Origin of the sequence: Streptomyces sp. NBC_01334, from assembly GCF_035983595.1 — a bacterium.
GTDB classification, from domain to species: domain Bacteria; phylum Actinomycetota; class Actinomycetes; order Streptomycetales; family Streptomycetaceae; genus Streptomyces; species Streptomyces coriariae.
This window is the reverse complement of sequence record NZ_CP130718.1, coordinates 4,451,713-4,473,452: the sequence shown is the minus strand read 5'-3', so window position 1 is coordinate 4,473,452 and position 21,740 is coordinate 4,451,713. Positions and strand designations below refer to the sequence as shown.

19 protein-coding genes are annotated in these 21,740 nt (G+C 73.0%); 8 read left to right on the top strand and 11 right to left on the bottom strand.

All coding sequences use genetic code 11. The features are described 5' to 3' along the window. Positions 1–5 precede the first annotated feature (5 nt). The 6 genes from OG736_RS19940 to OG736_RS19915 all read right to left on the bottom strand — a co-directional run bounded on the left by OG736_RS19940 (position 6) and on the right by OG736_RS19915 (position 8,756). Positions 6–605: a flavin reductase family protein gene (locus OG736_RS19940; protein ID WP_327187659.1), complete on the bottom strand. Its 600-nt coding sequence runs from the start codon at positions 603–605 to the stop codon at positions 6–8. 62 nt (positions 606–667) lie between these two features. Next, complete coding sequence (locus tag OG736_RS19935) at positions 668–1,471, bottom strand: enoyl-CoA hydratase/isomerase family protein (protein ID WP_442817054.1); 804 nt, start codon at positions 1,469–1,471, stop codon at positions 668–670. A 58-nt stretch (positions 1,472–1,529) separates the two neighbouring features. Continuing rightward, positions 1,530–3,755, bottom strand: coding sequence for an acetate--CoA ligase family protein (locus tag OG736_RS19930; protein ID WP_327183655.1), 2,226 nt, complete (start codon positions 3,753–3,755; stop codon positions 1,530–1,532). A 137-nt stretch (positions 3,756–3,892) separates the two neighbouring features. Then, positions 3,893–5,368 (bottom strand): flavin monoamine oxidase family protein, encoded by a 1,476-nt coding sequence (locus OG736_RS19925; protein WP_327183654.1) that lies wholly within the window; start codon positions 5,366–5,368, stop codon positions 3,893–3,895. 236 nt (positions 5,369–5,604) lie between these two features. Continuing rightward, positions 5,605–6,795: a flavin-containing monooxygenase gene (locus OG736_RS19920; protein WP_327183653.1), complete on the bottom strand. Its 1,191-nt coding sequence runs from the start codon at positions 6,793–6,795 to the stop codon at positions 5,605–5,607. Between the two features lie 311 nt (positions 6,796–7,106). Beyond that, a complete protein-coding gene (locus OG736_RS19915) occupies positions 7,107–8,756 on the bottom strand; it encodes a subtype B tannase (RefSeq protein ID WP_327183652.1) in 1,650 nt (549 codons plus the stop codon). A gap of 269 nt (positions 8,757–9,025) precedes the next feature. Between OG736_RS19915 and OG736_RS19910 the strand changes: the two genes are divergently transcribed. From OG736_RS19910 to OG736_RS19900, 3 genes are read left to right on the top strand one after another with little or no spacing between them, the layout of a single operon-like run. Then, complete coding sequence (locus OG736_RS19910; protein WP_327187657.1) at positions 9,026–9,430, top strand: Zn-ribbon domain-containing OB-fold protein; 405 nt, start codon at positions 9,026–9,028, stop codon at positions 9,428–9,430. A gap of 25 nt (positions 9,431–9,455) precedes the next feature. Further along, positions 9,456–10,058 carry a GNAT family N-acetyltransferase gene (locus OG736_RS19905; RefSeq protein ID WP_327183651.1) on the top strand — a complete coding sequence of 201 codons (603 nt, stop codon included), beginning with the start codon at positions 9,456–9,458 and terminating at the stop codon, positions 10,056–10,058. A 51-nt stretch (positions 10,059–10,109) separates the two neighbouring features. Further along, complete coding sequence (locus OG736_RS19900) at positions 10,110–10,967, top strand: GNAT family N-acetyltransferase (protein WP_327183650.1); 858 nt, start codon at positions 10,110–10,112, stop codon at positions 10,965–10,967. Between the two features lie 147 nt (positions 10,968–11,114). Here OG736_RS19900 and OG736_RS19895 read toward each other — a convergent pair whose 3' ends face one another. The 3 genes from OG736_RS19895 to OG736_RS19885 form a co-directional block, all read right to left on the bottom strand. After that, the gene (locus tag OG736_RS19895) at positions 11,115–11,780 is read right to left on the bottom strand and encodes a pyridoxine/pyridoxamine 5'-phosphate oxidase (RefSeq protein WP_327183649.1); all 666 of its coding nucleotides are present in this window, start codon (positions 11,778–11,780) and stop codon (positions 11,115–11,117) included. A gap of 17 nt (positions 11,781–11,797) precedes the next feature. Further along, entirely contained in the window at positions 11,798–12,793 is a 996-nt protein-coding gene (locus OG736_RS19890) for an expansin EXLX1 family cellulose-binding protein (protein WP_327183648.1), read from the bottom strand. A 441-nt stretch (positions 12,794–13,234) separates the two neighbouring features. Next, entirely contained in the window at positions 13,235–14,410 is a 1,176-nt protein-coding gene (locus tag OG736_RS19885) for a thiolase C-terminal domain-containing protein (protein WP_327183647.1), read from the bottom strand. 113 nt (positions 14,411–14,523) lie between these two features. On the opposite strand from OG736_RS19885, the gene OG736_RS19880 reads away from it, so the two are divergent. Together OG736_RS19880 and OG736_RS19875 are read left to right on the top strand one after the other, a co-directional pair. Further along, positions 14,524–15,726 carry an acyl-CoA dehydrogenase family protein gene (locus tag OG736_RS19880; RefSeq protein ID WP_327183646.1) on the top strand — a complete coding sequence of 401 codons (1,203 nt, stop codon included), beginning with the start codon at positions 14,524–14,526 and terminating at the stop codon, positions 15,724–15,726. After that, positions 15,723–16,196, top strand: a complete 474-nt coding sequence (locus tag OG736_RS19875) for a nitroreductase family deazaflavin-dependent oxidoreductase (protein ID WP_327183645.1) — start codon at positions 15,723–15,725, stop codon at positions 16,194–16,196. Before OG736_RS19880 ends, OG736_RS19875 begins: the two co-directional genes overlap by 4 nt. Positions 16,197–16,356: 160 nt before the next feature. Here the strand turns inward: OG736_RS19875 and OG736_RS19870 are convergent, their stop codons facing one another. Further along, a complete protein-coding gene (locus OG736_RS19870) occupies positions 16,357–16,971 on the bottom strand; it encodes a LysE family translocator (protein WP_327183644.1) in 615 nt (204 codons plus the stop codon). 82 nt (positions 16,972–17,053) lie between these two features. Between OG736_RS19870 and OG736_RS19865 the strand changes: the two genes are divergently transcribed. Beyond that, entirely contained in the window at positions 17,054–17,506 is a 453-nt protein-coding gene (locus OG736_RS19865) for an Lrp/AsnC family transcriptional regulator (RefSeq protein ID WP_314222277.1), read from the top strand. Between the two features lie 86 nt (positions 17,507–17,592). Here OG736_RS19865 and OG736_RS19860 read toward each other — a convergent pair whose 3' ends face one another. Then, the gene (locus tag OG736_RS19860) at positions 17,593–18,228 is read right to left on the bottom strand and encodes a TetR family transcriptional regulator (RefSeq protein WP_327187656.1); all 636 of its coding nucleotides are present in this window, start codon (positions 18,226–18,228) and stop codon (positions 17,593–17,595) included. A gap of 134 nt (positions 18,229–18,362) precedes the next feature. Between OG736_RS19860 and OG736_RS19855 the strand changes: the two genes are divergently transcribed. Next, positions 18,363–19,085 (top strand): AfsK-binding protein KbpA, encoded by a 723-nt coding sequence (locus OG736_RS19855; RefSeq protein ID WP_327183642.1) that lies wholly within the window; start codon positions 18,363–18,365, stop codon positions 19,083–19,085. 188 nt (positions 19,086–19,273) lie between these two features. Continuing rightward, positions 19,274–21,655 carry a protein serine/threonine kinase AfsK gene (locus OG736_RS19850; RefSeq protein ID WP_327183641.1) on the top strand — a complete coding sequence of 794 codons (2,382 nt, stop codon included), beginning with the start codon at positions 19,274–19,276 and terminating at the stop codon, positions 21,653–21,655. Positions 21,656–21,740 lie beyond the last annotated feature (85 nt).

Here is a 21,740-nt window from a genome sequence, read left to right as displayed (position 1 = left end):
GGCGCTCAGAGGAAACGGCCCCGGTGGAACAGCAGGGGCGGTTCCTCCGCGCCCTCGCCCGTCCCCAGGGCGTTCACCCGGCCCACGACGACGAGATGGTCGCCGCCCGTGTGGACGGCGTGCACCGCGCAGTCGATCCAGGCGAGGGTGCCGGCGAGGCGGGGCGCCCCCGACACCGGGGCCGCGTCATGGGCCACGCCGGCGAACTTGTCGGTGCCGCTCGCCGCGAAGGCACGGCACAGACCGGCCTGGCCGGCGCTCAGCACGTTGACGCAGAAGACGCCCGCGCGGGCGATGCGCGGCCAGGTCGTGGAGGTGCGGCCGACCATGAAGGCGACCAGGGGCGGATCGAGGGAGAGGGAGGAGAAGGACTGGCAGGCGAAGCCGGCGGGGCCCGAGCCGCCGTCCTCGCCCTCGACGGCCGGTGCCGTCACGACCGTCACGCCCGACGCGAAGCTCCCCAGCACCCGCCGGAACTCGCCCTGGTCCACCGGCGCGCGTTCGTCCTCGCGGACACAGCGCAGCTCCGGGCGTGGCAGCGCCTCGACCGTGTGGTCCGCCCTGAGGTAACGGACGGCCGCGGCCGCCATTCCCGCATGTCCCATCATGTGTTCCATTGAAACTGACGGCATGTCAGATAGGAAGGGTCAGGACCGCCGGGACCGCGTCACCGGCCCCGGAACCTCGGCTCCCGCCGCTCCACGAAGCTCGTCACGCCCTCCTGCGCGTCCGCCGTCGTCATGTTGATCTCCTGCGCGGCGGCCTCGGCGGCGAAGGCGGCGGCCCGGTCGCCGTCCAGGGAGGTGTTGACCAGCTGCTTGGTGAGCGCCAGGGCGCGGGTGGGGCCGGCGGCCAGACGTGCCGCCCACTCACGGGCCGTCTTGTCCAGCTCGCCGTCCGGGACCACCCGGTTGACCAGGCCGAGGCGTTCGGCGTCCGGCGCGGTGAGCGCGTCGCCGAAGAACATCAGCTCCTTGGCCCGTCGGGGCCCGATCAGACGGGGGAGGAGATAGGCGCCACCGCCGTCCGGGACCAGGCCCCGGCGGACGAACACCTCGATGAACCTCGCCGATTCCGAGGCCAGCACCAGATCGCAGGCGAACGCGAGGTGCGCGCCGAGGCCGGCCGCCGTGCCGTTCACCGCGGCGATCACCGGCTTCTCGCAGTCCAGCACGGCACCTACCAGGCGCTGGGCGCCGAGTCGGAGGGTCCGGCTCACATCGCCGGCCACCCGCTCGCCGCCCGTCGTCGTGGAGCCACCCCGCAGATCCGCTCCCGCGCAGAAGCCGCGGCCGGTGCCGGTGAGGACCACCGCCCGGACGTCCGGGTCGGCCGAGGCTTTCGCGAGGAGGTCGATCAGGTGGTCCCGCATCCCGGGGGTGAGGGCGTTCAGGGTCTCGGGGCGGTCGAGGGTGATGTGGCTGACCTGGCGGTCGGTCCGGTGGCGTATCGACGGCTCGGGCACGGTCACGCTCCGTTCTCCGTTCTCGTCTCGGCTCTCGTCCTCGTCCTGGTCCGTGAGGTGGCCCTCACCGGCACACCGCCAGCGCGTCCAGCGCCACCGCGCCCTGCCCCCAGGGCAGGACCACCAGGGGGTTGATGTCGAGCTCGGCGAGGTCGTCGCCCAGCTCCAGGGCCATCCGCTGCACGCGCAGGATCACCTCGACGAGCGCGTCCAGGTCGGCCGGCGGGCGGCCGCGTACGCCGTCCAGCAGCGCTCTCCCGCGCAGTTCGGCCAGCATGTCGCGGGCCTGGTCCTCGCCGAACGGCGGCACGCGCACGGCGGCGTCGTGCAGGACCTCCACCAGGACCCCGCCGAGGCCCGCCGTCACCGTCGGGCCGAACAGGTCGTCGTGGGTCACGCCGACCACCATCTCCACGCCCCGCTCGACCATCTGGCACACCAGGACGCCGTCCAGCGAGACCCCCTCGTAGCGCGCGATGTCGGTCAGCTCGCGGTAGGCGTCCCGGACCTGGCTGGCCGAGGTCAGGCCGACCTTCACCAGGCCCAGCTCGGTCTTGTGGGCGATCTGCGCGCCGGACGCCTTCATCACCACCGGGTAGCCGACCAGTCCGGCCGCCCGCACCGAGGCCGCGGCGCTGGTCACCAGCTGCTCGCGCGGGACCCGGATGCCGTACGCCCGCAGCAGCTGTTTCGCCGCGTGCTCGCTCAACTGCTGTCCCGGCCGCATCAGCAGCTGCGCCTTGCGGAAGGACGGGGACTGGGTGCGCGGGGCCTCGTCGAAGGGGGAGTGGTAGTCGCTGACGAAACGGTGGTGCTCGAGGTGGGCGCGGACGGCCGAGATGCAGTTGGCGAGGGTGCGGAAGGTCGCCACCCGGGAGGAGCCCAGCAGGACTTCGCGGTAGGCCGGTTCGGTGCCCACCGGCGAGCCCCAGACCACGCACACCAGCTTGTCCGTCCGTTCCGCCGCGTCCACCAGGTCCTGGACCAGGCGGTCGCTCAGCGGGGGGAAGGGGCCCGTGATCGGGCAGATCAGGACGCCGACGGCCGGGTCGTCGAGGATCGCGTCGATGATCTTCCGGCCGCGCTCGTCGCCCACCGGGTGGCCGCCGTTGTCGACCGGGTTGGCCACGTTCAGGTACGCGGGGATCCACTGGTGCAGCTCGGCCTGTCTGTCCGCCGACAGGGTCGGCAGGGTGAGGCCCGCCGCCGTCGCCAGGTCGGCCGCGTGGGCGCCGGTGCCGCCCGAGATCGAGTAGACGACGACCCCGTCGGCCTGCGGCGGCCTGGCGCGGGCCAACAGGGTCGCGGTGTCCTGGAGTTCGTCGAGCCCGTCCACCCGGATCACGCCGTACTGGCGCATCGCCGCGTCGACCACCTCGTCCGCGCCGGTCAGCTTGCCGGTGTGCGAGGCGGCGGTGCGGGCGCCGGTCTCGGTGCGGCCGACCTTGACCGCGACGACCGGCACCCCGCGCCGGGCGGCCCGGTCGGCGGCGAGGAGGAAGGACCGGCCGTCCTTGAGCCCCTCCACGTAACAGGCGATCGCGCCGACCTCGGGGCGCTCCGCGAAGTAGGAGAGGAAGTCGGCGGTCTCCAGGTCGGCCTCGTTGCCCGTCGGCGCCCAGTGGGAGAGGCGGATGCCGAGTTCCTGGAGGGCGAAGACCGGGCGGCCCTGGTGGCCGGACTGGGTGATCAGCGCGATCGCCGGGCCGCCGAGATCGTCGCGGAACCGCTCGAAGGCGTTGAGGTTGGTGTTGGGGCCGAGCAGGCGGATGCCCGAGCGGGCCACCGCCGCCGCGAGGCGGGCCTGCGCTGCCGCGCCCTCCTCGCCCGTCTCCGCGAACCCGGAGGCGAAGACGACGGCGAACTTCACCTTGGTCTCGGCCAGTTGCTCGATGACGGGCAGCGGGTCGGCGACCAGCAGGACGGCCAGGTCGACCTGTTCGGGCAGGTCGGCCACGGACGGCGAGCAGGGCAGGCCGAAGACGCTCCCGCGGGTGGGGTGCACGGGATGCAGCCGCGCCCCCACCCGCTCGGCCCAGCCCACCAGTTGCCGGGTGACACCGGTGTTCGGGCGTCCTTCGGCGTCCGAGGCGCCGATGACCGCGACCGACTCCGGCCGGAAGAACCGGTCCAGGTCGGGGACGTCCGCATACAGCGGACGGCCGCTGACGTCGAGGTCGTCCGCCGCGGGGGGCCGCCCGTGGACGGCGGGCCCGGGGTGCTCGCCGCACGCGATGACCCGGGCCCGGCGGGAGTCGGTGGTGAGGGTGCCGTGGGTTGATCCAAGCATCGGTCCGCCCGCTCCTGTGTGACTGCCATGGGTGACCGTCAAGTAACTGACGCTCTGTCAGGTTACATACCTGACGGAGCGTCAGGAATGGTCGTGCACACAGAAAGGAGCGGACGGGGGGTGGACGCGGACGGCGACTACAGCGCCGCCAGCACCTCCTTCGCCACCCGCTCGCCCGACCGCACGGCGCCGTCCATGAAGCCCATCCAGTGGACGGAGGTCTCCGTCCCGGCCCAGTGGATCCCGCCGACCGGCTCGCGCAGGGCCGGGCCGTACTGCGTCAGGACTCCCGGTGCGGCGATCGAGACGGGGCCGCCGCGGGTGTAGGCCTCGTTGTTCCAGCGTTGCAGGACGAAGGAGGAAGGGGAGGCGGCTTTCTCGCCGAAGTACGTCACGTAGTCCTTCAGCACGGCCGCCCTGACCTCCGCCTCGCTCGCCGCGTCCAGCTTGCGGGCCTCGTCGGCCTCGATGAAGCCCATCAGCGCGCCGTACGAGGCGTCGGGCGGGGAGTTGTCGAAGGTGGAGCTGATCACTCCGGTGTCGCTGACGACCTGGCCGTTGAGGCCGTCGGCCCGCCAGAAGGGGGTGTCGTAGATCGCGATCGCCTTGCCGACCGAGGCCATCGGCAGGCGCTGGGTGAGCTGGTCGCGGGCGGCGGGCAGCAGCGGGTCGTACCGGATGCGGGCGGCGAGCGGCGGGGGCACGGCGACGACGACCCGCCTGGCGGTGACGGTGATGCCGTCGGCGGTGACGACGTACTTGCCGCCGGACCGGGCGATCGTGCGCACCGGGGCGTTCGGCACCACCCGGTCGCCGAGGGTGGCGGCGAGCCTGATCGGCACCAGCTGGGAGCCGCCGACGAAGCGCAGTTCCTGGGCGCCGTTCGCGGTCTCCGTGAGGCGTTCCAGGGTGCCGGGGGTCGAGGCGTTGCCGGCGGCCGCGATGTAGAAGAGGACGAAGAGGAGCGAGAGTTCGCGGGGCTCGGCCGAGAAGATCGAGGTGCAGGCCACGTCGAGGAGGAACTTCGCCGACGGGACCACCGCGTTGGCGTTCAGCCAGCTCTCGAAGGTCTGCTTGTCCCACTCGGCGGCCTTGGCGGCGGTCCAGGGCGCGTCGACCGGCACCTGCTTGGCCATGTCGTCCAGCGAGGCCTGCACGATCGCGGCGTTGGCGAGGCCGGCGACATCGACGGGCGGGACCGAGCCGAGGAGGCCGTCGGTGGCGTAGGGGGTCTTCTTGCCGTCCTTGTAGAGGAGGTTCTTGCCGGTGTTGTAGGTGGCGAAGGTGGCCACGCCCAGGGAGTCGGCGAGCGCCTTGATGCGGTCCTGGGTGGGGCCGATGAACTCGCCGCCGCCCTCGGTGACTCCCCCGTTGGCCAGGGGCAGGTTGACGACCCGGCCGCCGACGCGGTCGCGGGCCTCCAGGACGGCGACCGTCCGGCCGGCGGCCACGAGGTCGCGGGCCGCGGTGAGGCCGGCGAGTCCGCCGCCGACGATCGCGACGTCCACGTCCCGGGTGGTGGCCGCGGCGGCCGTACCGGCGGCGGCCGCGGTCACGGCGGTGGCACCGGCGGCCACGGCGGCGGTGCGGCCGAGCAGGGAACGGCGGGACATGCCTGGGGAATGCTGTCTTTCACTTGCCACGTGCGTCCTCCGTCGAGCTTCGGGAGCGAGCGGGGGTGGAGCCAAAAAGATGAACAGTGCTCACATTCTGGCTCCGTGGGAGGGCACGGGACAACGCTCTCGTCACATCTGACACAGGTGTAACGGGCAGCGAGGTGAAGGGAGTTGGCCGCGGGATCCGGCGGCCGCGGCCTGCCGGGGCGGGCTGCCGGAGGTGGCGGGGCGGATCACCGGAGGTGGCGGCGCACCGCCTTCGCGATCTTCTCCGCGTCGATCGCCAGCTCGCGGAGCGTGCCGCTGATGGGGGTGGTGAAGCCGGTGAAGTACAGGCCGGGGGTGTCCTCGGGGGCGCGGGCGCCGTGGCCGACGGGTCTGCCGCGGTCGTCGAGCACACCGAGGTGGCCGACCAGGCCCTCCAGGGCGCGGACGTACCCGGTGGCGGCGACCACGGCGTCCGGGGTGATCCGGGTGCCGTCGGCGAGGACGATCTCGCCGCCCTCCTCGAAGCCGGCCACGGCCGCCACGACCTCCACCCTGCCCTTGCGCACGGCGTCGATCAGGCCGACGTCCTGCACCGGGATGGCGCCCTCCTTGACGCGGGAGTACAGGCCGCTGTCGGGGCGGGGCAGACCGTGCGCCGACAGGTCCGGCACGCTGAGCCTCGCCATCGGCCGCGCGAGCCGGTCCACGAGGCGGACCGGCAGCCGCCGTACGAGCACGGCCGTGTACTGCGCGGCCCAGCCGGCCGTCGAGCGGCGCACCATGTGCGGGACGGTGCGCACGGACAGCCGCACCCGGGCCGCACCGCTCTCCACCAGGTCGACGGCGATCTCGGCGCCGGTGTTGCCGACGCCCACGACGAGGACGTCCCGGTCGGCGTACTCCTTGCCGCTGCGGTAGGCGGCGGCGTGCGCCAGCTCGCCCGTGAACTCGTCGCGGCCGGGCCAGTCCGGCAGGTGCGGGGTGTGGTTGTAGCCGGTGGCGACGACCACCGCCGAGCCGACGAGCTCGCGCCCGCCGGTGGCGTGCAGCAGCCAGCCGGTGCCGTCCGGGGTCCGCTCGACGCGGGAGACCTCGACGCCGGTGATGATCTCCAGCTCGTGGACCTCGGCGTACTTCTCCAGGTAGCGCACCATGTCGTCGCGCGCCACCCACCGCCCGAACCGGCGCGGCATCGCGAGCCCGGGCAGGGCCGACAGGCGCCGGGTGGTGTGCAGATGCAGCCGGTCGTAATGGCGCCGCCAGGACGCGCCGACCCCGTCGGCCTTCTCCACGACGACGGCCCGTATGCCCTGGGCACGCAGCGCGTACGCGGTGGCGAGGCCGCCGGGACCGCCGCCTATGACGTAGACGGGGCGGTCGGCCGGGTTCGCGGTGGTGATCGCCTGAGGGGTCGGACGCGGTGCGGAGTCTTCCATGAGCGCGAGCGTAATCACGCGGACGGTTGATGGGTCTCGGTCAAGACCGGAATTGGTTGCGGATCGATCACGCGTGGGGGAAGTGCGGGTAGGACCGGTGACGTAGGCCACTCGGTTGTGCGCGACAGTCCGGAGCGGTGGGGAATCCGGTGGGGATGCGGCGAGGGAGCGGCGGGGGAAGAGGAGCGACGCCTGGCCCAGGTGCGCTCGGGCCAGGCGTCGCGTGCGGACGGCGTCGGTGACTATGACGGGAAACTGACGCCGCCGCGTCCAGGATGCCTTCCGGAGGGACCGGGAGGCGTGCGCAACTACTACTTCTTGACCTTGCCGCCGGCCTTGGCCTTGTGGCCGGTCACCTTGGCGATCCACGTGATGAAGTCGCCCGGGTCGGTGTTGGCGCCGTGGCCCTGGTCCCAGTAGTAGAGGTGGTCGACGTCGTCGCCGAGGCCGTTCGCGGCGGCGGCGATGTTGGCGGAGACCGTCAGCGAGGTGTCGGAGTCCTTGGTGCCCAGACGGATCCACCAGTGCTTGCTGCGGCCCGCGTTGGGCTTGTCGGCCAGGAAGTACATCGGGTTCATCAGCCGCAGCATCTCGGGGATGTCGCTGTCGAGGCGCTTGGCGGTGAGCCCGGTGGTGTCGTTCTTCAGGCTGTAGGCCGTGAAGTGACGGGAGATGACCGTGCCCTTGCCGAACTCGTTGTTCTCGCCCGCCGACAGGTCGAAGGCGTCGAAGGCCGGGGTGTTCTTCTTGCGGGCGCCGACGTGGGTGAGGAAGTCCGCCCAGGAGAAGCCGGCCTTGCCGTTCTTCCAGGTGATGAAGGTGTTGGCGGCGAGGTACGTCTCGCGGGCGGAGTCGGACAGGGCGGCGAGGTAGGTGGTGGCCGACGGCTCCAGGTACTGCTTGACCAGGTACTCGTCGTAGTTGCGGGCGTTCAGCGTGCCGAAGCCGTTCAGGCCCTTGAGCTTGAGTCCGGCCTGGTACTCGGCGAACTGCGACCGGAGCGCCTTCGACACCGTCTGGTCGACCTGCTTGCCCGTGCTGAGGGTGTTGCCGCCCCAGTTCCACTCGTAGGAGCCGTCGGCGTGCTCCAGGTCGGTGATGGGGCACCAGGCGCCGGTCGCGAAGATCGCGTCGGAGGCGTCGGCCGCGCCGAGCTCCTCGAGGTACTCGGCGTAGAGCGGGCTGTCGCCGGACGCGCCGAGCAGCGAGGAGAGCGCGCCGCCCGCGCTGGTGCCGGCGGACACGATCCGGTCGGTGTCGCCGGGGATGACGCCCTTGTTGGCCCGCACGTACCGCACGGCGGCCTTGAGGTCGACGATCGCGGCGGGAGCCACGCCGTAGTACTCGCCGGCGGAGTTCTTGAGCGTACGGCCGCGGGCGCCGGGCTCGACGACGACGTAGCCGGCGGCCAGGGCCAGCAGCTGGTTGGAGGACAGGGCACCGCCGGTGGCGTTGGTGTTGCCGTTGGCGCCGGGGGCCGAGGCCGAAGCGGACGCCGAGGCCGAGGGGGCTCCGCTGGGCGCGCCGCCACCCATCCCGCCGCCCATCCCGCCGGCGCCGATCCCGGTGGCGTCCGCCACGGAGGACGGCATGTAGCCGCCGACGGAGTTCGCGAACAGGATCGGCGCGTTGCTCGCGTCGACGGCCGTGCCGTCGATCTCCACCGGCACGCTCACGTTCAGCGACTGGTACGTGGCGTCCACCGGCTTGGCGACGTAGGTGATCGCCTTCCAGAAGTGGTACGTCACGGCGTGCTCGTCGCCCGCGGTGTCCGTGACGGTCGTCGTGAGCTCGGTGTAGGCGTCCGGGTCGAAGGCCAGGGAACCGGCGCCCGAGGACGAGGACGTCGACGTGCCGCCGGACGCCTGCGCGCTCAGGGCGATGCCGCCCACTGCCGCGACACCCGCGGTGGCGCCGAGCCCCAAGACGACCGACCTGCGCTTGACTGCCCTGTGCTTCACGATGCTGCCTCTCGATGAACCGGGTGGTGACTGCGTGCTCTCCGGGCTTGCGTTGGTGAACGTAATTCGGAGCCAACAAAATCGTCAACAATCTGCGGGACATTCACGGGCGACGCACAGTTTCATGGCCGACGCACAGGGATCTCTCATGCGGGATGCATGCGGAAGAGCGCGGGAAGCGGTACGGGGAGCGCCGTCATGGGGCATACCGCGGGAAAGGCGCGGTCTTCCCGGATCCGATCGCCTGACGTACCGTCAGATCCATGGAGATGGGCAACCGGTTCGACGTCCCCGAGACCGACGCCTTCACCCGCGCGTACTGGGACGCGGCCGCCGAGGGCCGGCTGCTGATCCGGCGCTGCGGGGCCTGCGCACGGGCCCACCACTACCCCCGGGAGTTCTGCCCGTACTGCTGGAGCGAGGACGTGACCTGGCAGGACGCGAGCGGTCAGGCCACCCTGTACACCTGGTCCGTCGTCCACCGCAACGACCTGCCGCCCTTCGGCGGGCGCACGCCGTACGTCGCGGCGGTGGTCGACCTGGCGGAGGGGCCGCGGATGTCCACGGAGATCGTGGGGGATGCGGCCGGGGAGGCGTCGGCGGGGCTGCGGGCGGGGCTGGAACTGGCGGTCGCGTTCCGGGACGGGGTGCCGGTGTTCCGGCCCGCGCCGTGAAAGACCGGCGGTGTTCAATGGCCGGATGACCGACATACGCGAGCCGTACCCGGCCCCCCTCGCCTCCGGTCTCCGCGGCCATGGCCTGACCCTGCGGTCCTGGGACCCGGAGTCCGCCACCGACGTGGACGCCTGGCTGCGCGGGCACGTCGACCCGGAGTTCGTGCGCTGGAACACCCCGCTGCGGACGATCGCCGACGCCGCCGGCGCCCGGGCGTCCCTCGAGGCCAGGAGCGCGGACGCGGCCGCCGGACGTGCCATGGCGTTCTGTGTCACGGACGCGGCCGACGGCACGGTCCTCGGGCAGGTCGGAGTCAACATGATCGACCACGTGCTGAGCTTCGCCAGAGTCGGCTACTGGATCCTGCCGGAGGCGCGGGGCCGGCACGTCGCCACCCGCTCGCTGCTGCTCGCGGCCCGGTGGGCGTTCACCGAGATCGGTCTGCACCGGCTGGAGCTCGGCCACGCCCTCGGTCACGACGCCTCCTGCCGGATCGCCGAACGCTGCGGCTTCCGCTACGAGGGGACCCTGCGCGGCGCGATGTGGGAGTCGGGCCGCCGAGACGCCTTCCGGGACGTCCACCTGCACGCCCGACTGACCACGGACCCGGAGCCTGTGTGGCCGTGAGGGCGGGGTAATCGGCAGGCGCTGGGCAGCGCCCGCGCGCGACGATGGGGCATGCGCCCCGACGACTGGCACCTCACCCACGATCTCGACGCGTTCCTCGACCGCGCCGGCGACTTCCTGGCCTCCCGCCCGGACCTGCACACCGTCCCGCTGACGGTGCTGCACGGCCTGCGCCGCCGGGGCCTGCACGTGTACGGCACGGAGGCCCCCCTCTTCGGCATGCTGGACACGGCCGGAGAGATCCGCGCCGTGTTCTTCCGCACTCCACCGCACGGGATCTACCTCACCTCCCTGACGGAGGCGGAGGCCGACACCCTCGCCGCGCGACTGGCCGCCACCGGCCATCGCCTCCCCGGCGTCTTCGCCGACCGCGACACCGCGGCCGTCTTCGCGGCGGCCTGGCAGCGGCGGACCGGCACCGGGTCCCGCCTGAGCGAACGCCAACGCCTCTACCGGCTGGGCGAGCCGACGGCGCCGGGGCCGATCCCGGCGGGCCGGGCGCGCGTCGCCACCGCGGCCGACCGCGACCGACTGGCCCGGTGGCACGACGAGTTCGCGGACGACATCGGCGCGCGCGAAGGCCAGGACGGCGGCGCTTGGGCCGACGCCCGGGTCGCCTACGGCGGAATCACCCTCTGGGAGGCGGCCGACGGCACCCCCGTCTCCATGGCCGGCGTCACCCCGGAGGTGGCCGGCCAGATCAGGGTGGCCCCCGTCTACACCCCGGCCGGGCTGCGCGGCCGGGGCTACGCGGGCGCGGTGACGGCCGAGGTGAGCCGCGTCGCGCTGGCTTCGGGGGCGGAGGTGTTCCTCTTCACCGACCTGGCCAACCCGACGAGCAACGCGCTCTACCAGCGGATCGGCTACCGCCCGGTGGCGGACTTCGCGGTGTACGGGTTCAAGGCATAGGCGGGGCGGACCTGTCGGCGAGGGCAGATCGAGGTGACCGGCGGCGGACGTGTCCGGTGTCTCCTCGACACGTCCCGTGACAGGGGCTGGATCACCTTCGCCGGGACAGTGCACCCTCGTGCCACGGATCGCCCCTGGGGGGTGTCCTCAGGGCCACAACTGTTCCCTGGACCAGGAGCCTCCGGACCGGCGGTATCGCAGCCGGGCATGACGGCGGGTGCCGTCCCCCTGGAAGAACTCGACCTCGTCCGGGCGCAGTCGGTACAGGGTCCAGGTCGGGGACTTGGCCGTCGGGTTCGCGCGGGCGTGTTCCCAGGCCGCCTCCGACGCGGTCGTCAGCTCCTCCGTCGAGGCCAGGACCTCGCTCTGCCGTCCGGTCAGGGCGGCGGCCAGGGCGCCTGTCGAGCGGGCGTGCAGGTCGGCCTGGGCCTCCTCGGAGGGGGCGGAGGTGACCGGGCCGCGCAACCGGATCTGGCGGCCCAGCACCGGCCAGTAGAAGGTGAGGGCCGCGTACGGGCGCGCGGCGAGCTGACGGCCCTTCCGGCTGGTGGCGTGGGTCGCGAAGGCCCAGCCGTCCGCGTCGGCGCCGTGCAGCATCACGATGCGGGCGTCCGGAAGGCCGTCCTCGCCGACGGTGGCGAGGGTCGTCGTGTGCGGTTCCCGCTCGCCCGCCGCCACCGCCTCGGCGAACCAGTCCGTGAAGAGGGACAGCGGCTCGGCGGGGGCTTCCTCCGGGGCGAACGGCGGCAGCGCGGTCACCTCCGGGTCCCACACCCGCAGCGACCTGAGCAGCTCATGAAGATCCTTGGCCATACCGCGAGGGTATGCGGTCAGTGCCGGGCGAACTGGACCCGTGTCGACTGCACCACGTTCGCCCGCACGGCGATCCCCTCGACCGTCAGCTGCTCCCCGTAGATGTCGGTGAGCCGGAGCGCGCCGCCGCAGCCGGTGCCCTGCTCGGAGAGGAAGTAGTTGTAGTCGGTGCGCGCCAGACGGGTCCAGCCGGCGCTCGTGCGGACCTCCAGCCGGGCCAGCGGATTGCGGTGGCCGATCGCCTGGATGCCGCACCAGTACTGGGTGGAACCGGTCTTGTAGCGGATCGAGATCGTGTCGGACGTGGCAGGGCTCAGCAGGCTCCAGGTGACCGGGATCCGGCCCGCCGAGAGCGGGGCCAGCTTGGCGAAGGCCTGCTGGCTGAGGTCGAGTTGACCGGGCTCGCAGGGCGCCGGGCACTCGTTGGTGATCCGGACGGTGATCGACGCTCCGCTCCCGGCCCGGACGAGGACGTACGCGCCGCACGCCTTGGACGTCTCGTAGTCGGCGGTGTTCATCGCCGCGGTCATGACGTCGGAGGTCGGGCCGTAGGAGCAGGCGCCGTTACCGTCTCCGATGTCGTACGAGGTGGCGACGCCCCGGTAGGAGGTCCCGGGCGCGATCCGCCCCGCCGACGGTGCCGCGCCGGACGCGGTCCGCGCGGCGGGCGCGGCCGAGCGCCCGCTCGACGAGCCGGACTTGCCGGCCGGGGTGGCGGCGGGCGTGGACGCCCGGCCGGCCGTCGCGCTCGGGGACGCGGTCGACGGCTTCGGCTTGGGCGACGGTGACCCGGTGGTCCCGGTCGCCGTCGGCGAACCGCTCACCCCGGCCCCGGCGGCGGGTTCGACGGTGCGGGCCCCGCCGTCGGCCGCGGTCCCGGACCCGGCGTCGGGACGGAAGGCCACGACCAGGGACACGACGAGCGCGACGGCCGCCACGGCGACCACCGTGACGACGGGCACGCGGCGCGTGCGTCTCTCGGGGCGGGGCCGGCGGTGTGAGGAGGATGCCACGGATGAATCCTTACGCGGTTCGGCGGAGCACGTACGGGAAAGCTTTCGACTCCTCAGTCGCCGCCGGCCCCGGAAAGGTTGCCGTGCCCGGCGGAAGGCCCGGCCGCGCCCGAGTACGCGTACTCATGCACCTGGCCGCCGGGCTGCGCCCGGTCGCCGTACCGTCCACAGCGGCGCGGTCACGTCCGAGGTGCTGAGCGGCGGTGTGAACGAGCTGACGCAGGGCGCGACGGACCGCTGCCGCGTCCTGCTGCGGCGCTTCGAGCCTGCGGTGGACCGGCGGCTGGACATGCCGTTCGTCCCCCGGCCGGACGGCTGCGAACACGGCGGCGCCTCGTTCAGCGCCGTCGGCGCGGACTTCCGCAGTCCGCACCGGCGCCATCGGATCGTCGCGGCCGACGTGCGGGGCGTGACCTGCCGGGAGGGGCGGGGCGGCGGGCCTCAGTCCCGTCCCAGGACCACCGTTCCCGACGAGCAGAACCACCCGCCCGTCCCGGAGGCGACGCCCAGCCGGGGCAAGCCCCCGTCCGTCGCCCTCACCTGTCGGTCCCCGCCCTCGCCCCGCAGCTGCCGTACCGCCTCCACCAGCAGGAACAGCCCCCGCATGCCCGGATGCTGGGCCGAGAGACCGCCCCCGTCCGTGTTCACCGGCAGGGCGCCGGACAGGGTCAGCCGCCCCTTCTCCACGAACGCGCCGCCCTCGCCCTTCGCGCAGAAGCCCAGGTCCTCGAGGGTCACCAGCGTCATGTAGGTGAACGCGTCGTAGATCTCGGCGAAGTCCATCTCCTGCGGACGCAGTCCCGCCCGCTCGAAGGCCAGCCGGCCGCTCACCGCCGCCGGGGAGACCGTGAAGTCGTCCCACTCGGACATCGAGGCGTGCGAGACGTGCTCCCCCGTACCGAGGATCCACACCGGGGCCGTGCGGCAGTCGCGCACGTACTCCTCGGCCGCCAGGAGGACCGCCGCGCCGCCGTCGGAGCGCAGACAGCAGTGCAGTTTCGTGAAGGGGTCGGCGATCATCGGGCCGGACAGGACGTCGTCCACCGTCACCGGGTCGCGGAACACCGCGTCGGGGTTCAGGGCCGCGTTCGCCCGGGCCTGGACCGCCACCTCCGCCAACTGCTCGATCGTCGTGCCGTACTGGAGCATGTGGCGGCGGGCGGCCATCGCGTACTTGGCGATCAGGGTGTGGCCGTAGGGGACCTCGAACTGGAGCGGGCCGCGGCCGCCGAAGGCGAAGGTGCCGGTGCGGCGGCCCGCCTTCACGTCCGCGCGGGCCGTCGAGCCGTACGCCAGCAGGACCGCGTTCGCGTGACCGGCGGCGATCGCGTCGGCCGCGTGCGCCGCCATGACCTCCCAGGTCGAACCGCCGACGGAGGTGGAGTCGACCCAGCTGGGCCGCAGGCCCAGATAGTCCGCCACCTCGACGGGGGCCAGCGTGCCGAGCCCGGCGGACGCGAAGCCGTCCACCCGTGACCGGTCGAGCCCCGCGTCCGCCAGCGCCCGCCGCGCCGCCTGGGCGTGCAGGGCGTAGGGGGTGGCGTCGTCCACTCGGCCGCAGTCGGAGAGGGCGACGCCGACCACGGCCACTTTCCGGGTACCGGATGCGGATGCCATGAATCTGACGGTACATCAGATAACGCCTGCCCTGACAGGTGCCGCCTCTCTGGGCATTCCCGTTCCCCCGCCCTAATATGACGCACCGTCAGATACGGATGAGAGGGGTGGCCATGGACCCCGGCTTCACCGCCGAACAGGACGGGATCCGCCGCACGTTGCGCGAACTGCTGCACAAACGCTGCGGCCCCGAAGAACTGCGCGCCGCCCTGGACACACCCCTCGGTCACGATCCCGCCCTCTGGGCCGCCCTCGCCGAGCAGCTCGGGCTGCCCGGCCTCGCGCTGCCCGAGGCGTACGGCGGCGTCGGCTGCCCGGTCACCGACCTCGCCCTCGCCGCCGAGGAGACCGGCCGGGCGCTCGCGCCCTCCCCGCTCCTCGCGACCTCCGTCCTCGCCGCGCCGCTGGTCCTCGGCCTCGGCACCGACGCCCAGCGCGCCGACCTGCTGCCCCGGATCTCCGACGGCACCCTGACCGCCGCCCTCGCCGTGCCCGCACCCGCCCTGGCCACCGCCCTCGCCCTGACCGGCCCCCAGGACGGCGACTGGGCCGGCGGCGGCCGCGCGGGCGGGATCCAGGCCCGGCGGGTCCAGGGCGTCTGGCGGCTGTACGGCGAGGCCGCGCAGGTGCTCGACGGGCACGGTGCGGGGGCGCTGGTGGTCGCCGCGCACACCGGGGGGTTCGTACGGTCGCGCACCCTGCTGTTCGTCGTGCCGGGGGACGCAGTCGGGCTCGTCCGCACCCGGCAGACGGCCCTGGACGCCACCCGCCCGCAGGCCCGGGTCCAACTTCGCGACGTACGGGCCGAGTTGCTCGGGAGCGAGGAGGAGGAGGCGGGCATACCGGAGGCCCTCTCCCGCACCGGTGACTTCGCGGCCGCCTTCCTGGCCTGCGAGGCCGTCGGCGCCGCCGACCGCGCGCTGGAGCGGACGGTCGAGTACCTCGGCCGACGGGAGCAGTTCGGGCGGGTGATCGGCTCCTTCCAGGCGGTCCAGCACCGGCTGGCCGACGTGTATGTGCAGATCCAGGCGGCCCGGTCCGCCGCGTACTACGCCGCCTGGGCGGCGGGCGGTCTCGCCGGCCCGGACGGCCGAGTCGGCGGGCTGGCTCTTGCCCAGGCGCTGGAGGCGTTGCGCCGGGCCGCCGCCGAGGGCATTCAGCTGCACGGTGGCATCGGCTTCACCTGGGAGCACGAGGCGCACCTGTTCTTCAAACGGGCCGCCGGCGACGAGCTGCTGTTCGGGCCCGTGCACCGGCTGCGGGCGCACGCGGCCGAGGGAGCCCGGCTCTTCGAGCGGACGGAGGTGTCGGTGTGATCGGCGTCCGGGTGGTGCAGAAGGTCTCCTCGACGAGGGTCTTCGCCAAGGTGGCACCCCATGTCATCCCCGCCCTCGACCGGGCCGTCCATCGCCTCACCCGGGGAAAGGTGCTGCTCAGCGCGCAGATGCTGCCCGGGGTGATCCTGACGTCCACCGGGGCGAGGAGCGGGCAGCCGCGTCGTGCGCCGCTGGCCTGCATGCCCGAGGAGGGCGGCGGGAGCTGGATCCTGATCGGCTCCAACTTCGGCCGCACCGGCCACCCCGCCTGGACCGGCAACCTCCTGGCCCACCCCGACGCCGAGATCAGCTGGAAGGGCAAGGACATCCCGGTGACGGCCGCTCTGCTGACGGGGGAGGAGCGGGCGGCCGCCTGGAAGACCCTGCTGGCCTTCTGGCCGCCGTACGCGACGTATCAGGCCCGGGTGGAGCGCGAGATCCGTGTGTTCCGGCTCACCCCGAGGGCGTAGAGGGACTGGAGGGTGCAGGGGACCAGAGGTTAGAGGGCCCAGGTGGCCCTAAGGCCCGGGGGCAGGCGGGCCCGGGGCCCGGAGGTCAGGAGGGCTCGGGAGGGGTCAGGAGGGCTCGGCGGGTGGGGAGCGCCTGGGAGGCAGAAGGGCCCCGAAAGGGTCAGAAGGTGTGCTGGAGCAGTAGGAAGGTGCCGATGCCCAGCATCGCCGCACCGGATGTGCGGGTCACCGCCCGTGCCGCCGCCGGGCGGGCGCCCAGCAGTCTGCGGGCCAGGACGCCCACCGTCAGATAGACGGCGGCGCAGCACGCCATGTGCAGCAGCCCGAGGGCGGTCGTCTGGGCGGCCACCGGCAGGTGCCCCTCGCCCGTGGTGAGGAACTGCGGCAGGACCGAGAGGTAGAGCAGCAGGCCCTTGGGGTTCAGGCCGCTGATCGTGGCCCCGCGCAGGAACACCCGGGCGCCGCCCGCTGTGATCTCCTCGCCCGCGCCCGGTGCCCCCGGCCGCCGCAGCACGGCCCACCCCAGCCAGACCAGGTACGCGGCGCCCGCCACCGTCAGCCCGGTGAGCAGCGTCGGCGACCCCGCGACCAGCACCGCGAGGCCCGCTGCGGCCAGCGCCGTGTGCAGGGCGTACCCGCTCACCAGGCCGCCGACCGCCGCACCCACCGAACGGCCGCGCAGCCCGGCGGAGATCACGTACGCCCAGTCGGCGCCCGGCACACACACCAGCAGCAGGTCGACGGCGAGGAAAGAAATCAGCGTTCCCGAGTCCATGCCGGGGACATTAGGCGCGATGCGGCCGAAAGTGTTCCCGAAGTTTTCGCGGATCGGCGCGATCCGGGGGAAGATCTGCCCCATGGACGACGTGGACCGGAAGATTCTTGCCGAGCTTCAGCAGGACGGGCGCCTGACCGTGACCGAGCTGGCCGCGCGGGTGCGGCTGAGCGTCTCGCCCTGTCACCGGCGGCTGCGGGAGCTGGAGCGGTCCGGGGCGATCAGCGGCTACCGGGCGGTGGTGGAGCCGTCCGCCGTGGGGCTGACCTTCGAGGCGCTGGTCTTCGTCTCGATGCGGCAGGAGGACCGGGACACCGTCGCCGAGTTCGAGCGGGCGGTCGGTGAGGTGGAACACGTCCTGGAGGCGCAGCGGCTGTTCGGGGAGCCCGACTATCTGCTGCGGGTGGCCACCGCCGACCTCGCGGCCTTCCAGCGGCTGTACGACGAGCGCCTCGCCACCCTTCCGGGAGTGCAGCGGCTGACGTCGACACTGGTGATGAAGCACGTGGTGAAGGACCGGGCGCTGCCCGCCTGAGGCCGACAGCGCGGCAGGCGGCAGCTCACCCGGGTGAGCTGCCGCCTGGCAGACAGGACTTGACCGTGAATCGAGTGGGGGCCGGGCTACTTCGTCGGCTTCTTGCCGGTGATGCCCAGGTGTACCAACAGGGCCAGGTTCGGCTTGAGTTCAGCCTGCTTGACGCCCCACGTCTGGAAGCCCTTCTGGTGCGAGGCGACCGCCGCGAGCATCGCGACGAGCGCGCCGGCGACCGCGCCCGGGTTCACGTCCTTGTCGACCTTGCCCTTGGACTGCAACTCGGCGACCGCGTCCGAAAGGGAGTTGTTCACCGAGTTGAGGATCTTCATGCGGAGTTTGTAGAAACGCTTGTCCCCCTCCGCCGCGCCGAGGTCGACGACCCGGAGGATCGCGTCGTTCTTCCGCCAGAACTCCAGGAAGCCGTCCACGAGTTCCTGCGCCGTCTGCCAGCCCGCCTTGCCGATCCATGACCGCCCCTCGACGAGGCCGGTCAACTCGGCTCCCTCGGCTGCCATTTGCTCGGCGATCTCCAGTACGGCGCCTTCGACGTCCGGGAAGTACTGGTAGAAGGTCGCGGGCGAAGTGCCCGCCTTCCGGGCGACGTCGATGACCTTGACGTCGCGGTACGGAGAGGAGCTGAGCATCTCGCTGAGGCAGTCGAGCAGCTTCTGCCGCGTCGCCTGCCCGCGCCGACCGGCCACGCGGCCGTCGACGGTACGCACTTGTCCTGTCATGCCGTCAGCTTACCGAGGGGTGATCGGAGCGCTATTCGGCCGACTGCAAATGGGGTGCGAGGGGGTGCGGAGGCGGGTGTGCCTGGTCTGCGGCTTGCGTGCGGCGCCGTTAGTTTGGCTGCATGGCCGAAAACAGGGCATCGGTGTACGCAGAGGGCGTCCCCTGCTGGGTGGACGCGCAGCTCCCCGACGTGGACGCGGGCAAGCGGTTCTACGGTGAGCTCTTCGGGTGGGGTTTCGAGGAGGCGTACGGCTCCTCCGTGTGGGCCCGGCTGGAGGGCGAGCCGGTGGCCGCGCTCGCCCACAAGACGGACGGCCGGATGCCCACCGTGTGGACGGTGTACTTCGCGACCCCGGACGCGCAGAAGACCGCCCGCCGTATCCAGCACGCCGGCGGGCAGGTCATCATGGCGCCGCTGCCGGTCGGCGGGGCGGGCACCACCGTGCTCGCCGCCGACCCCGAGGGCGCGGTCTTCGGCCTGTGGCAGCCGGCCGGCCACCCCGGCTTCGGCGTACGGCACCGGCCCGGCGCCTTCGCCTGGGCGCAGCTCTACGCCCGGGACACCGAGGCGGCGAACACCTTCTACGGTCATCTCTTCCACGAGGCCCTGTTCGGTCCGGGCGCCGAACCCGACTTCGGGCGGGCGCCGGTCGGCGATGTCTTCCCGGAGGTCATGCCGCCGCATTTCCTCGTCCACTTCGGGGTGGAGGACTGCGAGGCGACCCTCGGCGCGGTGAGCCGGCTCGGCGGGCGGGTGCAGGCGGGTCCGTTCACCGCTTCGTACGGAATCGTGGCGGTCGTCACGGACAATCAAGGGGCGTCGTTCGCGCTTCTGCAGCGCTGACAGGTGCCGTATGCGTGCCGTATGCGCGTATATGAAATGAGACACCCCGATTGCCCCCGGGTTCGCAACCGGCCGTCCGGCCAGGAAGAATCAGGGTGCGTGCCGCCATGGCGGTGCGGTGGTGAGACGCTGCACGGGGCCGTGTACACAAGTGGGTGACGCGGTTCGTACGGGGAGGTGGCAGGCAAGTGGTGGATCAGCTGACGCAGCACGATCCGCGGCGGATCGGGCCGTTCGAGGTGCTGGGACGGCTGGGTGCCGGCGGCATGGGGCTGGTCTATCTGGCCCGCTCGGCCTCGGGCCGGCGCGTGGCGATCAAGACGGTCCGTACCGAGCTCGCCGAGGACCAGCTCTTCCGGGTGCGTTTCACGCGCGAGGTGGAGGCGGCCCGGGCGGTCTCCGGGTTCTACACGGCCGCCGTCGTCGACGCCGATCCCCGCGCCGCCGTGCCCTGGCTGGCCACCGCGTACGTGCCCGCGCCCTCCCTCGAGGAAATAGTGAACGACTGCGGGCCGATGCCGGCCCAGGCGGTGCGCTGGCTGGCGGCGGGCGTCGCCGAGGCACTCCAGTCGATCCACGGCGCGGGGCTGGTCCACCGTGACCTCAAGCCGTCCAACGTGCTCGTCGTCGAGGACGGGCCCCGGGTGATCGACTTCGGTATCGCGTCCGGCGTCTCGAACACGCGTTTGACGATGACGAACGTGGCTGTCGGCACCCCCGCCTACATGTCCCCCGAGCAGGCGAAGGACTCGCGCAGTGTGACCGGCGCGAGCGACGTCTTCTCGCTCGGCTCGATGCTGGTCTTCGCCGCCACCGGACACCCGCCCTTCCACGGCGCCAACCCGGTCGAGACGGTCTTCATGCTGCTGCGCGAGGGACCGGACCTGGAGGGCCTGCCGGACGAGCTGCGTCCGCTCATCGAGTCCTGTATGCAGATGGAGGCCACGGCCCGGCCCAACCCGGCCGACCTCCAGGCCCAGCTCGCCCCTCACCTCTTCGGCTCCGGCTCCGACGACAGCGGTACGGCGTCGGCGTGGCTGCCCGAGAAGGCGGTCACCCTCATCGAGACGCGCCGTGGCGGCCGTCAGGTGAAACCGGCGCCGCCGAGCCCCCGCAGCGGCGGCGGAGGCGGTGTGGGCATGGCCCGGCCCGCCGTACCGGCGGTACCGCCCCCGCCGTCCCACGCCCCCGTGGTCCTCTCCCGCCCGGCGCCCGCGCCCGTGGCCGTCGGTGCCCCCGACATCGGTCCCGTCCGGCTGGCGGGCGCCGCCGTGCCGATCGGGCCGGGTCCGCGCGTCGCCGACGTCCGTGCCACGGCCGCCGTGAAGGCGCCGGTGGCCGAGCCCGGCCTGGTCGCCAACTGGTCCCGTCCGCGCCCCGGCGTCAACGGCGCCGACACGACCGTACCGGCCCCGCCGAGCGCTCCGTCGGAGACACCGGCGGGCTGGCGGCCCTGGCGTTTTCGCATGTCGAACGATGTGTGGGGGACGCCGGCCGTCGCCGGGGACCTCGTCTACGTGACCTCCTTCGAGGTGCACGCCCTGGATGTGGCCACCGGCCGCCGTCGCTTCAAGACGCGGGACGTGGCCTGGTCGATGGCGGTCGCGGACGGCAGGGTGCACGCCTCCGACGGACCCACCCTGTTCGCCCTGGACGCCCGCGAGGGCGGTGACCTGTGGCGGCTGTCGACGGATGCCTGGGTGTACTCGCTCAAGGCCGACCGGGGCACGGTCGTCACCGGCACGCGCGGCGGCGGCGTCCAGGCCTGGGAGGCCTCGGCCGGCCAGAAGCTCTGGGAGATCACCGGCTGCCAGACCGACTTCGAGTCCCCGGAGGCGGGCCCGGTCCTGCACGAGGGCACGGTCTACGTCTGGCAGGACGCCCGGCTCAGGGCCCTGGACGCCCGCACGGGCGAGGAGCGCTGGTCGTACCCCATCGGCGACACGGCCTCCTGCGGGGGTGTCCCGGTCCGCGTCACCCCCGCCCCCGACGGCTACGTCTACCTCTCCGCGGGCACCCGCGTCCTCGCCGTCGACGTCGCGAGCGGCATGGTGCGCTGGCACTTCGAGGCTCCGGCGGTGTTCCTGTCCCCGCCGACCTTCGTGCCCGGCCCGGCGGTGACCGGCGGCGGCGTCTACCTCGCCGACTACCTCGGCACCGTGTACGCCATCGACGCCACCGACGGGCGCGACCGCTGGCGCATCGCCACCGAGGCCAGATCGTCCGTCGACCCGGTGCTGGTGGCGGCCGGTCATGTGCACGTCGGCAGCGGCAAGGGGCTCTACACCCTGGACGCGGTCACCGGCACGCCCAAGTGGCGCTTCCAGGCGGGCGGCGACATCGTGGGCGCCCCGGCGGTCGCGGAGGGCCGTATCCACTTCGGCTCCACGGACCACCTGCTGTACACCCTGAAGGCCGACGACGGCCGGCTGCGCTGGAAGCTGGCGACGGGCGGCGAGATCACCGGCTCCCCGGTGGTCCGCGACGGCGTCGTGTACGCGTCCAGCAAGGACCGCTGTGTGTACGCCCTGGACGCGGAGAAGGGCACGGGCACGGCGCGGACGGCCTGAGCCGACCGCTCACCGCCGGGAGGACGGCCGTCGTGCCGGGACGGCCGTCGTGCCGGGTGCACGGAAGGGACCTGGACGGCGGCCG